Annotated in this window: 14 protein-coding genes and 2 pseudogenes; 12 read left to right on the top strand and 4 right to left on the bottom strand. The window is 41.0% G+C overall.

Annotated elements, in window-relative coordinates; genetic code table 11:
• Positions 1-182: 182 nt before the first annotated feature.
• Both BLW31_RS23005 and BLW31_RS23000 read left to right on the top strand, forming a co-directional pair.
• Entirely contained in the window at positions 183-557 is a 375-nt protein-coding gene (locus BLW31_RS23005) for a YccF domain-containing protein (RefSeq protein WP_010537254.1), read from the top strand.
• A 121-nt stretch (positions 558-678) separates the two neighbouring features.
• Positions 679-1,671: a YeiH family protein gene (locus BLW31_RS23000; RefSeq protein ID WP_010537255.1), complete on the top strand. Its 993-nt coding sequence runs from the start codon at positions 679-681 to the stop codon at positions 1,669-1,671.
• Positions 1,672-1,778: 107 nt separating this feature from the next.
• Here BLW31_RS23000 and recA read toward each other — a convergent pair whose 3' ends face one another.
• From recA to BLW31_RS22980, 4 genes are all read right to left on the bottom strand, one after another.
• A complete protein-coding gene (gene recA, locus BLW31_RS22995; RefSeq protein ID WP_010537256.1) occupies positions 1,779-2,813 on the bottom strand; it encodes a recombinase RecA in 1,035 nt (344 codons plus the stop codon).
• Between the two features lie 24 nt (positions 2,814-2,837).
• Positions 2,838-3,293, bottom strand: a complete 456-nt coding sequence (gene bcp / locus BLW31_RS22990; RefSeq protein WP_010537257.1) for a thioredoxin-dependent thiol peroxidase — start codon at positions 3,291-3,293, stop codon at positions 2,838-2,840.
• 24 nt (positions 3,294-3,317) lie between these two features.
• Entirely contained in the window at positions 3,318-4,511 is a 1,194-nt protein-coding gene (locus BLW31_RS22985; RefSeq protein ID WP_010537258.1) for a saccharopine dehydrogenase family protein, read from the bottom strand.
• A 105-nt stretch (positions 4,512-4,616) separates the two neighbouring features.
• Positions 4,617-5,900: a hypothetical protein gene (locus tag BLW31_RS22980; protein ID WP_010537259.1), complete on the bottom strand. Its 1,284-nt coding sequence runs from the start codon at positions 5,898-5,900 to the stop codon at positions 4,617-4,619.
• Between the two features lie 143 nt (positions 5,901-6,043).
• On the opposite strand from BLW31_RS22980, the gene BLW31_RS22975 reads away from it, so the two are divergent.
• The 10 genes and pseudogenes from BLW31_RS22975 to BLW31_RS22925 all read left to right on the top strand — a co-directional run.
• Positions 6,044-6,832, top strand: a complete 789-nt coding sequence (locus BLW31_RS22975; protein WP_010537260.1) for an META domain-containing protein — start codon at positions 6,044-6,046, stop codon at positions 6,830-6,832.
• Between the two features lie 341 nt (positions 6,833-7,173).
• Complete coding sequence (gene dnaK / locus BLW31_RS22970; RefSeq protein WP_010537261.1) at positions 7,174-9,090, top strand: molecular chaperone DnaK; 1,917 nt, start codon at positions 7,174-7,176, stop codon at positions 9,088-9,090.
• 203 nt (positions 9,091-9,293) lie between these two features.
• On the top strand, positions 9,294-9,839 hold the full coding sequence (locus BLW31_RS22960; protein ID WP_010537262.1) for a helix-turn-helix domain-containing protein: 546 nt from the start codon (positions 9,294-9,296) through the stop codon (positions 9,837-9,839).
• Positions 9,836-11,098 (top strand): site-specific integrase, encoded by a 1,263-nt coding sequence (locus BLW31_RS22955; RefSeq protein WP_010537263.1) that lies wholly within the window; start codon positions 9,836-9,838, stop codon positions 11,096-11,098. Before BLW31_RS22960 ends, BLW31_RS22955 begins: the two co-directional genes overlap by 4 nt.
• 314 nt (positions 11,099-11,412) lie before the next feature.
• Positions 11,413-11,765 (top strand): annotated as a pseudogene (locus BLW31_RS22950) (helix-turn-helix domain-containing protein).
• Positions 11,762-12,361, top strand: a complete 600-nt coding sequence (locus tag BLW31_RS22945; protein ID WP_010537266.1) for a BT4734/BF3469 family protein — start codon at positions 11,762-11,764, stop codon at positions 12,359-12,361. Before BLW31_RS22950 ends, BLW31_RS22945 begins: the two are co-directional and overlap by 4 nt.
• Positions 12,312-14,117, top strand: coding sequence for a DUF3987 domain-containing protein (locus BLW31_RS22940; protein ID WP_010537267.1), 1,806 nt, complete (start codon positions 12,312-12,314; stop codon positions 14,115-14,117). The genes BLW31_RS22945 and BLW31_RS22940 overlap by 50 nt, the downstream gene beginning before the upstream one ends.
• 101 nt (positions 14,118-14,218) lie before the next feature.
• Positions 14,219-14,587: a MobC family plasmid mobilization relaxosome protein gene (locus tag BLW31_RS22935; protein WP_029425431.1), complete on the top strand. Its 369-nt coding sequence runs from the start codon at positions 14,219-14,221 to the stop codon at positions 14,585-14,587.
• Entirely contained in the window at positions 14,571-15,470 is a 900-nt protein-coding gene (locus BLW31_RS22930) for a relaxase/mobilization nuclease domain-containing protein (protein WP_010537269.1), read from the top strand. The genes BLW31_RS22935 and BLW31_RS22930 overlap by 17 nt, the downstream gene beginning before the upstream one ends.
• Positions 15,470-15,751 (top strand): annotated as a pseudogene (locus tag BLW31_RS22925) (hypothetical protein); the annotation flags it as partial. The gene BLW31_RS22930 and the pseudogene BLW31_RS22925, both read left to right, overlap by 1 nt.
• Positions 15,752-15,841: the final 90 nt, after the last annotated feature.

Below are 15,841 nucleotides of genomic sequence, written 5' to 3'. Positions count from 1 at the left end.
ATTAAATCTGATTTTTACAAAGTTAATACATAAATAAAAAAACTACGAGAAAAATCCCGTAGTTTTCTATTTACACAATCAGATGGATAGTCCCTCTTATAATTGTATTCAATTCTCATATTTCTTCTTTATCTTTGTTTTTATCTTAGTTGAAAGTAAAAATAATTAGATATTACTATAATATGGGCTGTTTGATGAATTTATTGTGGCTATTGCTAGGTGGAATTTTTACCGCAGTGGAATATCTTATTTCAAGTTTGCTGATGATGATTACCATTATCGGTATCCCTTTTGGCATACAGACATTAAAGTTGGCCGGGCTTGCTTTATGGCCTTTTGGGAAAGAAGTGAGGAGTGGACAGCGTTCCGGTGGCTGCCTTTATGTATTAATGAATATTTTATGGATATTCTTGGGAGGCATTTGGATTTGTCTGTCACATTTAGTTTTTGGAGCAATTTTGTGTATCACTATTATTGGTATTCCCTTTGGTTTACAACACTTCAAATTGGCGGCTTTGGCATTGTCTCCTTTTGGAAAAGATATTGTGACGGTATAGAATTGAAAAGTGATTCCCCTCTTCTTATAACTAAAAGTTATAACTCATAATTAGAAACGATTAGTCTGTCTTGATTGTTTGCCGTACTTTTGTGCCCAGAAAAATAATTAAAGATAAAAATATGATTTCAACAGCTACAAAAACGTTGCAGGCAAACAACAAGACAATTTATGTCGCACTGCTTTCTACTTTGACTTTCTTTCTGTTTTTAGATTATATTCCGGGGCTACAGGCTTGGTCGGCATGGGTTACTCCTCCGGTTGCTTTATTTTTGGGACTGATTTTTGCGTTGACCTGTGGACAGGCTCATCCGAAATTTAATAAAAAGACTTCCAAATATTTATTGCAATATTCAGTTGTTGGCTTAGGATTTGGGATGAATCTTCATTCAGCTCTGGCTTCCGGCAAAGAAGGTATGGAGTTTACCGTTATTTCGGTAGTGGGTACCTTATTGATTGGTTGGTTCATCGGACGCAAACTCTTTAAGATCGACCGGAATACTTCTTATCTCATCAGTTCGGGAACTGCTATTTGTGGTGGTAGTGCTATTGCAGCAGTAGGACCGGTGCTGAAAGCTAAGGACAGTGAAATGTCTGTTGCATTGGGCACAATCTTCGTTTTAAATGCTATCGCACTGTTTATTTTCCCGATGATCGGTCACGCATTAAATATGAGTCAGCATGAATTTGGTACATGGGCGGCTATTGCTATTCATGATACGAGTTCCGTAGTAGGAGCCGGTGCTGCCTATGGTGAGGAAGCTTTGAAGGTGGCTACTACTATTAAGCTGACTCGTGCGCTTTGGATTATTCCGATAGCCTTCGCCACTTCCTTTATATTTAAGAGCAAAGGACAGAAAATTAGTATTCCTTGGTTTATCTTTTTCTTTATCCTGGCAATGGTAGTAAATACCTATTTGCTTGACGGAGTATCGGCTTTAGGCGCAGCTATCAATGGAATTGCCCGCAAAACACTGACTATTACAATGTTCTTTATCGGTGCTTCTCTTTCTATCGATGTATTGAAAAATGTCGGAGTCAAACCTCTGATTCAAGGAGTACTACTTTGGGTAGTAATTAGTTTGAGCACATTGGCTTACATTTACTTTGTGTAAAGCCGTAGACAAATAGAGAGTAATATAGCATAAAAAAGTGGAGGAATATCGGTTCATACGGTGATTCCTCCACTTTTATTTTTAGTATCCGTTTTAAGAGCCCCGGATTATTTTTTCTTCAGTTCTTCGAAGATCAGTCCTTCCAGTTCTTCTGCCAGTTCCGGATTATCTTTGATACAAACTTTGGCTGCATCACGTCCTTGACCTAGTTTAGTATCATTGTAGCTATACCATGAACCACTCTTCTTGATAATTCCCAATTCGGCACCCAAGTCGATGATTTCTCCGGAGTGGGAGATACCTTCACCAAACATAATGTCGAATTCAGCTTTGCGGAAAGGAGGTGCTACTTTGTTCTTTACTACTTTCACTTTGGTTAACTTACCAAGCACTTCTTCACCATCCTTGATTGGCTGGCTGCCACGGATATCTATACGTACAGAAGCATAGAATTTCAATGCGTTACCACCTGTTGTTGTTTCCGGATTACCAAACATAACACCAATTTTTTCACGAAGTTGATTGATAAAGATACAAGTCGTACGTGTCTTGCTGACTGTACCGGTCAATTTACGCAAAGCCTGTGACATCAGGCGTGCCTGTAGACCTACTTTGTTGTCACCCATGTCACCTTCAATTTCTGCTTTTGGGGTTAATGCTGCAACAGAGTCAATTACAATGATATCAATAGCGGAAGAACGGATTAGTTGCTCGGCTATTTCCAAAGCCTGTTCACCGTTGTCTGGTTGGGAAATCCAGAGATTATCCACATCCACACCTAGTTTCGCTGCATAGAAACGGTCGAAAGCATGCTCAGCGTCAATGAAAGCTGCGATACCACCGGCTTTTTGCGCTTCGGCAATGGCATGGATAGCCAATGTCGTTTTACCGGAAGATTCCGGACCATAGATTTCGATGATTCTTCCCCGGGGATACCCACCTACGCCGAGTGCTACATTTAAAGCAATGGAGCCGGTAGGAATCACTTCTACTTGTTCAACACTATCATCGCCCATTTTCATGATAGAACCTTTACCGAAGTTTTTTTCTATCTTTTCCATGGCGGCCTGTAAGGCTTTTAGTTTTTCGCTTGATGCCATTTTATTATCTGTTTCAAAATTAAGTTCGTCTTTCTTTGCCATACCTTATTCTTCTAATTGATGGATTTATTGATTCAAAATCTGTGCGGCATGTTCTTTGGTTTTCACTTCTTTCGGGGTGATAATCCGTTCTACAATTCCTTCTTCGTTGATCAGGAAGGTCGTACGGAGGGTTCCCATATAAGCACGGCCATACAGTTTCTTTTCTCCCCATACACCAAATTCTTCTACCAGTTTCTTGTCGGTATCGGCTATCAGTGTGAAGGGAAGATTGTTTTTTTCAATGAATTTCTGGTGCGACTTCTCGTTGTCTACGCTGACGCCGATTACTTCATAACCAGCCTTACGCAGTTCGGAATAGTTGTCGCGCAGGCTGCATGCTTGTGCCGTGCAACCTGATGTGCTGTCTTTCGGATAGAAGTACAGCACTATTTTCTTTCCTTGGTAAGCACTTAGTCTGATCTCTTCACCTTTTTCATTGGTGCCTAAGATTTCCGGTGCTTTATCTCCTACGTTAATCATAAACTTTCTTTTTAAACAATCTCTTTATAATTCCAGGTCTTTATCGAACACTTCGTGCCAAGGCAATCCTTGTTTGTTGAGTTGTTCCATAAATGGGTCCGGATTGAATTCTTCTACATTGTTCACACCCGGACGTTTCCATTCGCCTTTGAAGAACATCATTGCACCGATCATTGCCGGAACTCCGGTGGTATAGCTTACACCCTGCATACCAGTTTCTTTGTAAGCTTCCTGATGACTGCAGTTGTTGTATACGTAATAAGTACGTTCTTTTCCGTCTTTGATACCACGAATACGGCAGCCGATAGAAGTTTCTCCTTCGTAGTTCTCACCCAAATCCTGCGGATTGGGCAATACGGCTTTCAGGAATTGCAATGGTACGATTTTCGTTCCGTTATAGTCAACTTCGTCGATACGGGCCATACCTATATTTTGGATGACACGTAAATGAGTCAGATACTCTTGTCCGAAAGTCATCCAGAAACGTGCGCGTTTGATTGTCGGGAAGTGTTTTACCAATGATTCCAGTTCTTCATGATAAAGAAGATAAGAATCACGCGGACCGATGTTTGGATAAGTCAGGTCCTTATGAATTTCCAACGGACCGGTTGTTACCCATTGTCCGTTTTCATAATAACGTCCGTTTTGGGTAATTTCGCGGATGTTTATTTCCGGATTGAAGTTTGTAGCAAATGCTTTATGATGATTACCGGCATTACAGTCCACAATGTCCAGATACTGAATTTCATCGAAGTAATGCTTTGCTGCATAGGCAGTATAGATGCCGCTGACTCCCGGGTCGAATCCGCAACCAAGGATAGCTGTCAGACCGGCTTCTTTGAAGCGGTCGTGGTAGGCCCATTGCCAGCTGTATTCAAAATGAGCTTCATCTTTCGGCTCGTAATTTGCGGTATCCAGATAATTGACTCCTGCTTTCAGACAGGCCTCCATTATGGTAAGGTCCTGATAAGGAAGAGCAACGTTAATCACCATTTCCGGTTTAAAGTCATTGAATAAAGCTACCAGTTCGTCTACATTGTCAGCATCGACTTTAGCCGTTTTTATATTGGGATTGCCTATAGCTTTGACGATATTATCGCATTTCTCCTTTGTACGGCTGGCAATCATGATGTCTGTGAATACATCGGCATTTTGTGCCACTTTGTGTGCTACGACAGTACCAACACCGCCTGCACCGATAATAAGAACTCTACCCATTTCTTTTAATTAATATATTATAAATCAAAAATTAAGATTTTAGAATCGTTAGTTTGGCAAATATACGTGATTATTTTCAGATAATCATAGCGTCGGTACTCCTTTTTATTTGAAACGTTGCAAGGTACCATTTTCAAATTCCAGTGTTCTTCCGTTGTAGAACCAGGTTTCAAAACGGCTGTCTTTTTTCAGTTGTATGTCAACCGGATTGCCTATCGACAGGCGGCATTCATCGGCACTCATGCCTTCTTCCAGCTCGCCTCGTGCAATGATTTTCCAGCGTTCTTCGGTGATAGCCGGATATTTCTGCTTCATATCCCCGAAACCGAAAAGGTCTTCAATATAGTTCTCGTTTTTAACGATCACATCGTATTTTAGGTCAACTTCTGTTATATAAAGTGCCCCTTGCTGGTCTTCCAACGATAAAATGGCCAGACTGCCGGGAGAGGAGGTGGTTATTTCTTTTATTTTCAAAACAGTATAGCGCGGCAAATGTACACGAGCCTCCATCTGCTTACTTTCAAGACCGAATATTCTTTTGACGGTTAATGTTTGTTTGGGGTAGACAGTCAAGTCCATGTATCTGTCTTTCAATGCCTCCAGATTCCCCGACTTTTTATTACTGAAACTAATGGCATTAGAGAAGTATCTCATTTTCTTTTCTGCTTGAAAATCATTTACGTCCATACCCGAATTGGTGCGTGAGAGAGCAACTTCCAGATAATAGGAGCGCTCTTGTGAGTCTTGAAATACAATTTTCACAGGATATGCTTGACTGCCGACTCCTATTGCAGTAACGATTGCTTCCGTGTTGACGGGAATGGGAACTTCCCGGTAACCGGAATAACTGTTGGCATCGTCCACTCGTGCCATATCGGATTGAATATATATCTTTTTTCCAGTCAGCAGTTCTTTAGCGGTATCTACGTCCTTCAGATAAACCAATCCATTGATATATGCACGAGGATTTTTTTCACATATTTCTTCCAGGCGTACGTTTTTTATCTCATAATAATACTTTCCTCCTTCGCACTCGAAGATAAATCGGGTGGTATAGCTGGTGCTATTTGATAATTCTTGAATTTTTTCTTCAGTACCGGCAAAGGTGAGAATCTTATGTTTCAGTGAACTGTTGTCGGTACCCTTTTCTGTGTCGTATACCGAAAGTGTGGGGAGAAACATGTCACGTTGGGAGGGGACGAACATGAATTTCATTCCCGGCGCCCATTTACAAAGAAGTTGTAGGGGAAAGTTCTCTTTAATGAATAATTCTTCTTTACTGGAAGAAATTTCCTGACTCGGAGAAGTTGCGACAAGATAATCGTTTTGAGCTGTGGTATAGGATATACTACAACACAATAAAATAAAGAATAAGGCTGTTACTCTCATATTTTTTTACTTTTGGTGAACTTTGTAATCTATTGTTTGTTTTATAACTAATGGCAAATGTATGTATTTTATATCGCATAAGATGGAATATTCCAATCTTTTTGATATCTTTGCCCACGATTTAACTTAAACGTTATAACAAAATGAAAAAAGTATTTGTTTCAATTTGCATTGCCAGCACAGTACTTGCAATGTTTTCATGCCGCTCTGTAGAGAAGGCAATCCCTTTGTCTTCTATCAATGGCGAATGGAATATTATAGAAGTTAACGGCTCGAAAGTAACTCCGGGCGAAAGCAGAAACCTTCCCTTTATTACTTTTGATACTGCAACCGGCAGACTGTCGGGCAACAGTGGATGTAACCGTATGATGGGTAGCTTTGACGTAAATGCAAAGCCGGGTAGCATTGACTTTAAAGGAATAGCCGGCACCAAAATGATGTGTCCGGATATGACTACCGAGAGAAATGTACTGGGGGCTCTGGCACAGGTGAAAGGTTATAAGAAAGCCGGTAAAGATAAGATGTATTTGTGCAACGATTCCAATCGTCCGGTTGTTGTTCTTGAAAAAAAGGAGGCTGATGTGAAACTTTCTGTATTGAACGGAGAATGGAAGATTAAAGAAGTAAATGGTGAAGCAATTCCTTCGGGAATGGAGAAGCAGCCTTTTATTGCTTTTGACGTGAAAAAGAAAACAATTCATGGCAATGCAGGATGCAACCTGATCAACGGCGGTTTTGAAACCAGTACGAGCAATGCCAAATCAATCTCTTTCCCGGGAGTAGCAAGTACAATGATAGCTTGTCCCGATATGGAAGTGGAAAGCAAGGTTTTGAAAGCTTTGAATGAAGTGAAGTCATTTGATAAACTGTCCGGTGGCGGCATTGGTCTGTACGATGCGAACAATGCGTTGGTGATGGTTCTTGAAAAGTAATACTGAGAGTATATTATATAATATAGGTATGCCTGTGTCGCACATGACGACATAGGCATATTTTTTTATTCCTTTCTGATGAATTCGTTTTCTTTATTGAACCAGAGCCGTTTCCATTTGTTTAAAGAAGCAGTTGCTGCCCGGCTTCTGTATGACTCTGCCAGCAGTAATTTAGATTTGAAACTGTCGTTTTGGCAGAAAATATGTCATGTATCCGTCTGATTTCTTTTTGGCACATGGTTTGTTTTTTAATAAGCGTCCGTTTGAAAGCTCTTACAAAGAGAAAGAAAACAACCGGACAAAAAGAAATTGAATAATAATAAATAAAAAGAATAACGATCATGGGAAAAATTATTGGAATTGACTTAGGAACAACAAACTCTTGTGTTGCCGTATTCGAAGGCAACGAACCTGTAGTAATTGCAAACAGCGAAGGTAAGCGTACAACTCCTTCTGTAGTTGCTTTTGTAGATGGTGGCGAACGTAAGGTAGGTGATCCTGCTAAGCGTCAGGCTATTACTAATCCTACACGTACGATCTTCTCAATCAAACGTTTCATGGGTGAAAATTGGGATCAGGTACAAAAAGAAGTTGAACGTGTTCCTTATAAAGTAGTGAAAGGTGATAACAACACTCCGCGTGTTGATATTGACGGACGTCTGTATACTCCGCAGGAAATCTCTGCAATGATTCTTCAGAAAATGAAGAAGACTGCTGAAGACTATCTGGGACAAGAAGTTACAGAAGCAGTCATCACTGTTCCTGCATATTTCTCTGACTCTCAACGTCAGGCTACTAAAGAAGCCGGACAAATTGCAGGTCTGGAAGTAAAACGTATTGTAAACGAACCGACTGCCGCAGCTCTTGCTTACGGTCTGGATAAGGCTCACAAAGATATGAAGATTGCCGTATTCGACCTTGGTGGTGGTACATTTGATATCTCTATCCTTGAATTTGGTGGTGGTGTATTTGAAGTTCTTTCTACTAATGGTGATACTCACTTGGGTGGTGATGACTTTGACCAGGTAATCATCAATTGGTTGGTACAGGAATTCAAAAATGACGAAGGCGCTGACCTGACCCAGGACCCGATGGCTTTACAACGTCTGAAAGAAGCTGCAGAAAAAGCTAAGATTGAACTTTCTTCTTCAACAAGCACAGAAATCAACTTGCCGTACATTATGCCGGTAAATGGTGTACCTAAGCACTTGGTTAAGACTCTGACTCGTGCAAAATTCGAATCATTGGCTCACGGATTGATTCAGGCTTGTCTGGAACCATGTAAGAAAGCAATGAGCGATGCTGGTTTGAGCAACTCTGACATTGATGAAGTAATCCTTGTGGGTGGTTCTTCTCGTATCCCTGCTGTACAGAAACTGGTAGAAGATTTCTTCGGAAAGACTCCTTCTAAAGGCGTGAACCCGGATGAAGTAGTAGCTGTCGGTGCTGCTGTACAGGGTGCTGTTTTGACAGATGAAATCAAGGGTGTAGTATTGTTGGATGTTACTCCGTTGTCAATGGGTATCGAAACATTGGGTGGTGTAATGACGAAGTTAATCGATGCTAACACTACAATTCCGGCTCGTAAGAGTGAAACATTCTCTACTGCTGCTGATAATCAGAGTGAAGTAACGATTCATGTATTGCAGGGAGAACGTCCGATGGCTGCTCAGAATAAGTCAATTGGCCAGTTCAACTTGTCAGGTATCGCTCCGGCTCGTCGTGGTGTTCCTCAGATTGAGGTTACATTTGATATCGATGCGAATGGTATCTTGAAGGTATCTGCTAAGGATAAGGCTACAGGTAAGGAACAGGCAATCCGTATCGAAGCTTCCAGCGGTTTGAGCAAGGAAGAAATCGAAAAGATGAAGGCTGAAGCTGAAGCTAATGCAGAAGCAGACAAGAAAGAACGTGAAAAGATTGATAAGTTGAATCAGGCTGACAGTGTAATCTTCCAGACAGAAAATCAGCTGAAAGAATTAGGTGATAAGTTGCCTGCTGATAAAAAAGCTCCGATTGAAGCTGCTTTGCAGAAACTGAAAGATGCTCACAAGGCTCAGGATTTGGCTGCTATTGATACGGCTATGGCAGAAATCAATACTGCGTTCCAGGCTGCAAGTGCTGAAATGTATGCACAACAGGGTGCCCAAGGTGGTACACAGGCTGGTCCTGATATGAATGCAGGTCAGAATGCTGGTCAGGATAATAGCAAGCATGGCGATAACGTTCAGGATGCTGACTTCGAGGAGGTCAAATGATTCCGATAAGGATACAGATAATAAACAATAAGCAAAAGCGTGCAGCTCAATGAGTTGCACGCTTTTTGCGTTTATAGGGTTCATGGTTTCTATGTGTTTTCTATGGGCTTTTTTATCTCTTATTTGCGACATATTTGCGACACGTCTTATTTGGCGATAAGGTACAACTTAAATTGATATAAACCATTTAAAACGAGAAGAATATGCCAAGAGGAAATTACACCATTCAAAGAAGTTGCGAGGAGTGCGGTAAAATCTTTACTCCTCCGACATTAGTGTCGAAGTATTGTTGCCCTACTTGTTCCAAGAGAGCATATAAGAAAAGACAAATCGCAAAAGAGAAAGAAGCGATACGCCAAGCACTGATTAGACGAATACCATCCAGCAAAGGGTATCTAACCGTAAAGGAAGCTATGATGATTTACGGTATTAGTAAAGATGTACTTTATCGTATGATACGGCAAGGCTTGATACCGTCATACAATTCTGGCCAGCGTCTGATACGCCTTAGTCGGCAGTATATGGATGAACACTTCAAAACAAAGGCAGGGAGTAGAAAGAGAAAAAAGGAAGCATTGTCCTTTGAACCCAAAGACTGTTATGCTATCGGAGAGATTGCCAAGAAATTCCATATCAATGACAGCAGTGTCTTTAAGCACATACACCGTCATTCTATTCCTACACGCCAAATCGGTAACTATGTTTATGTTCCCAAATCTGAAATTGATAAATTATATAAGTCATTATGAAGAAAGCATTACCTAACACCAAAGTGACCGTCAAGCTCAGAAGGTCAAATTATAAAGAAGAGTGGTATTTGATTATAGAATCATATCCAGTGTACAAACGAGGTTCTAAACGGGCAAGCCGTGTGGTGGAATCCATTAACCGAACTATATCCACACCCATTTGGGATAAGTCGTCTATAGCACGTATCTTGCCGGATGGAACATTCAACTACAAACCCAAGCGTGATTTGAATGGAATAATTCAATGCCGTTCAACGATAGACCAAGAGGCTTGTATCTATGCTGACAATGTCCGTAAGTTGCGGCAACATGAATATGACAGTGCCATCCTTTACACTGATAAGGAAAACGAAATCGCTGCGCAGAATGAACGGAGCGAACAGGACTTCATCAAGTACTTCAATAGTATCATCAGCAAACGGCATCCCAACAGTTCCGATTCGATTATAGTCAACTGGAGGCGTGTAGGCGAACTGTTGAAAATGTATTCGCAAGGGCAACCAATTCCATTCAAGGAGATTTCCGTTAAACTGCTTGAAGATATTAAGATGTTCCTTCTCCGCGCTCTAATGGGAGGAAATAAGAAAGGTACTATCTCACAAAATACGGCATCAACCTATTTCTCCATACTCAAAGCCGGATTGAAACAGGCATTTATTGATGAATACCTTACAGTTGATATAAGTGCAAAAGTAAAAGGAATCATCAACATAGAGAAGCCTCGTGTTGCACTTACCATGAATGAGGTACAAATGTTGGTTGATACTCCTTGCAAGGATGATGTCTTGAAACGTGCGTTCTTGTTCTCTATTCTCACAGGATTACGGCACAGTGATATTCAATCTTTGAAATGGAAACAAATTCAGCAAACAAGCAAGGGCACATGGCAAGCAGTCGTGATTCAGCAAAAGACAAAAAGACCGGATTACAAGCCAGCCATTCAACAAGCACTTCAATTATGCGGTGAACGCCCAAGCAATGACGAAGCTCTCGTTTTTGAAGGATTGACTGATGCTTCTTGGATTTCTCGGCCTCTGAAAGTCTGGATAGAAGCATCCGGTATCAAGAAGCACATTACCTTCCATTGTACACGACATAGCTACGCTTCGTTGTTGCTGGAAAATGGTGTTGACATATACACAATCAAATCTTTGATGGGACATACTAACGTCAAAACCACGCAGATTTATACGCATCTTGTAAACGAACAAAAGGAGAAAGCCGCCAATACACTGCATATAGACAATTTGGATTTATAGGTCGTAGTGGAGACTTCCACCATTGAGCACCAACGGCTTATGTAATGCCAATCACATACTTACCACCATTTACCCCTCATAAAGCATCGGCTTTTTGAGGGGTATTTTGTTGTATAGAGGCTTTTGGTAAGGAAGGTGTCAGCCTAAATGGTTGTTTATTCCCCTTTTATTATGGCTTCCAATAAATTTCCGTATTAATGAAACTTAAATCTGTCAGTGGTATATGAGCGGTAGATAGGTGGCTTTCAAGCACCTATTTAGCACTCATAAACATCCCTATACTTTTGCGGCATCAATTTTAACACGAAGAAAAAATGGCTTATAAAGTAAATTCGTTGGAGGAAATGCCGAATGCGTTGTCCTACCTGATTGAGTCCGTAGAAGCACTACAAACTAAAGTAAATGCCTTGCAACATAAGCAGGCAAGTAACTCACCCAAATGGATGGATATAGACGAACTTTGTGCTTATCTGCCATCGCATCCAGCCAAGCAAACGGTTTAGGATGGGTATCAGCCAAACAGATTCCCGTACATAAGATAAATAAGGCTTTGGCTTTCTTACAATCGGAAATTGATGACTGGTTGAAGAACAAATCGCATAAGACACAAGATGGCTTGATGGAAGAAGCCAGACGATTTGTCGAATCTAAAAAGGTTATCAGATGATGGAAACAACAGACTATTGTTTTTCATTCTTTCGCAAGCCCATTCAAAACATCGAACCGATAAGGGCTGTAGGCATTGTGGATGTATATCGTTATATCATCGGGCATTATGCGCAACCGCAAACCGAAACCCTGCGTTCGATGCAATCTTCTCCCGAAGCAAAAAGATACAAAGCCACTCATTTTGACTATTGCACTTTTTCGGGGTTATTCCGCAAGCGTAATGAGAAGGAACTGATTATGCACTCAGGATTGATGTGTTTGGATTTCGACCATGTGGAGGACATTGGGGAGTTGAAGCAGCAACTACTCAACCATGAGTATTTTGATACGGAACTGTTATTTGTCAGTCCATCCGGTAATGGATTGAAGTGGATAATACCTATTGATTTGAAAGGCTGGGAACATTCCCGGTACTTCAAGGCTGTTACCAACTGTATCAAAGCGACAGGTTTGCCATTAGTGGATATGTCCGGCAGTGATGTGGCTCGCTCATGCTTCTTACCCTACGACCCACAAGCATATATTAACCCTAAATACAAAGATGATGTCGAAGAAAATATTTTCCGCCCAAGATTGGGAGAATGTCCCTTCTGAAATACGGCAAATACATACGCCAAGTATTGCCCCTATATATAATAAGGTAGAGGAAGATGTGGAGAGTGTTGTCCGGGAGATAGAACAACATGCCATTGATATAGCACCCGGTTATAAAGATTGGGTGGAGTTGGGCTTTGCGCTTGTGGATGGATTGGGAGAAAAAGGTCGGGAGTATTACCATCGCATCAGTCGGTTTTACCCAACCTATCAAAGGGAAGAAACGGACAAACAATATACGCATTGTCTGCAATCCAAAGGACAAGGCATTACTATCCGTTCTTTCTTCCATTTGGCAAATCAAGCCGGAATCTTATTGGCTTCGTTCAATAAAGAGCGTTTATCCATTTTGCCAAATATCCAAAATGGTAAAATGGGTAAATGGATAAAATCAGAGGAAGAACTTCCTGCATTTCCTGAATGTGTGTTTGAACACCTTCCTCCTTTTCTAAATGAGGTTGTCAATAACTCCATTTCGGTAGATGACCGTGATACAATATTGATTGGGGCTATTGTATGTTTGTCGGTATGCTTTCATAATGTTTGTGGAGTGTACGATGAGCGTATTGTTTATCCGAATCTCTATCTGTTCGTGGTAGCGGATGCCGGTATGGGAAAAGGAGCATTGACCTTATGCCGAGAGTTGGTAGCCCCCATCAACTGCCATTTGCATGAACTTTCCAAACGATTGGAACAGGAATATAAAGAAGCAATGAACACATATATTAAAGGTAAGAAAATTGATGGAATGACTATGCCAGTCGAGCCGCCCATGCGTATGCTTGTTATTCCTGCCAATAGCAGCGCAAGTTCTTTTTTGAAAATATTGGGAGATAATGACGGAATCGGGCTGCTGTTTGAATCGGAGGGCGACACGTTGAGCCAGACATTGAAATCGGACTACGGTAATTACTCCGATGTGTTGCGAAAGGCATTTCACCATGAGTTGGTCAGTTTGAGTCGGTGCAAGGACAGGGAGTATTGCGAAGTAACCAATCCGAGAGTGTCAGTCGCTTTGGCTGGAACTCCCGAACAGGTAAGAAGGTTGATACCTGATGCGGAGAACGGATTGATGAGCCGCTTTTGTTTCTATATTATCCGCTTCAAACGTGGCATAAGAAATGTGTTTGCCACAAGCGACATTTCTCAATCCAAGAATGCTATGTTCAAACTGTTGGGAGATAAGTTCTGCCATCTGCATGAGGAATTTGTACGGCAGGGTAATTATTCTTTTTCTCTTCCCTCCGATTTACAGGAACACTTTATAGAATACCTCAGTCGAGTGAATGAGGAATGTTGTGACGAAGTGGATAACAGGATGCAAGGAGTAGTCAGACAGATGGGACTGATTGCTTATCGTATAATGATGGTGTTGACCGCTGTCCGACATTTGGAGAATGTGTTTCACGAATCATCTTCTTCGGACGAAACTGTACAATTGATTTGCCATGAGTTTGACTATTCTATAGCCATGAGTATTTGCGACACCCTGCTTTATCATGCCGTATTCGTTTATCAGAATATGTCAGGAAATCAGTCTAAACGATTCAATACCGCTACGCTGGAGACAGGCGTTTATGCACGAAGGAATGCCCTTTATAATATGTTGCCTGACACTTTCACAAAGAAAGATTATGATGCGGCGGTTTTAACTTTGGGCGAGAATGGAAGTACGGCAAATAAGTGGATAGAAGCCTTTATCAAAGATGGCAAACTAAGCCGAATAGAACAAGGGAAATATAGGAAGATTTTTTGAGTGGCAAGTTTGTGTTTTAGTGTCACTAAAACCTATGCGGCAAGCGGATAGAACTGCCACTCTCAAAAAATCAATATATGAACATCAAAGTTAAGATAAGTATGAAGGAAAAGAAACTTGGTGGTCGCCCAAAGTTGCCGAGTTATCTGAAACGCACGAAATGTTTTCGGGTAATGTTTACCGAGAACGACTACATTTATATCCAATCCAAAGCGGAACAGGCTGGAATGTCTGTCAATGAATTTTGCCATCAGGCGGCAATGGATTGTCAAGTCTGTCAACGCATCAGTCCTGAAATGGTATCGGCTATTCGTGACCTTTCCGGTATCGCCAATAATGTCAATCAGATTGCCCACCAGATGCACACTTCTGGCTTGGAAGCAGTCAAACAACAATGCTTCTCAATCATATCAGAAGTCAGTAGAATTATCACTCAAGTAAAGAATAACTGCCATGATAGCGAAGATTAAAACAAGAGCAGATTTTGGTGGAATTGTGAATTACGCCAATGACCAAAAGAACAAGAAAAAAAGTGTCACACTCTTGGCGCACGAAGGAGTCTGTGCCATTAACAATAAAGCCATAGCCGATTCTTTTCAGATACAAGCATCCATGCGCCCGAAAGTAAAAAGTCCGGTGAAACATGTATCACTTGCTTTTTCTTCGCAAGACATTAGCCGTTTTCCCGATGATGAAGAAGGGGATGCGTTGATGGTGGAGATTGCCAAGAAATGGATGGAACAAATGGGGATTCGTAATACTCAATATATTATAGCCCGGCATCACGACACGAAACATCCTCATTGCCATTTGGTATTCAATCGGATAGACAATGAAGGCAATCTTATTTCTGACAGCAATGAAAGAATACGTAACGCAAAAGTTTGTCGTGCTTTGACTAAAGAGTATGGACTTTACTTTGCCCCTAAAAATAGTAAAGCCAGAAATAAAAACCGTTTGCGTCCTCACCAATTACGGAAGTATACCCTTCGTTCCTCAGTGCTTGACGCACGGGCAAATTCTCGTTCTTGGAATGATTTTCTTAGTATTCTCAAAGGTCAGGGTATAGATATGCGATTTAATCATGCTGAGAATTCTGACAAAATTCGTGGTATATCCTTTTGTATGGATGAATTTAGCATTGCTGGCTCTAAACTTGACCGTGATTTGAGTTTCAACAACCTTTGCACTATGTTGGGTGATATAGCTGCGGAACTGATTATTCAACCTCATCAAGCCATAACTTCTGGTGGGGGTGGAGGAACCAACAGTGAACAAGGATGGCGAGATGATAAAGATAAGGATAACCCAAGAAACGAACCTTTCTATAAACCCTCAAAACGTAGAAGATAATGAAAGAAGATGTAGTAGCTGCAAATCTTGCGAATTTGCGTCAAAGTATCAACGAGCTAAAAGAATGTATTGAAAAACAGAATGCCACTGTTTCTAAATCGGAACAATCTGTAAAAGTGGACTTTGACGAAAAGATCATTTATAATGGAGTTGCCAAAAGCTTCTGTACTTGCTGGAACGAAGCCTTGTCTGTGGTAAAGAAGCATATCTGGAAACAACAGCCGGACACATTGACTTTTTCGCAATGGTTTCCGAAACTCATTGAATTATTCAAGCGTAAGCATTCAGCAAACCCCGTATTTCCCCCTCTGAAAGTTCTTCCTAGTTTTGCGTGAATTTAAAACGTGAAACAATGAAGAACTTAACTTTAG

Origin of the sequence: Bacteroides faecis MAJ27, assembly GCF_900106755.1 — a bacterium.
GTDB classification, from domain to species: domain Bacteria; phylum Bacteroidota; class Bacteroidia; order Bacteroidales; family Bacteroidaceae; genus Bacteroides; species Bacteroides faecis.
The sequence above is the reverse complement of the archived record's forward strand: the minus strand, read 5'-3'. Positions and strand labels throughout refer to the sequence as shown.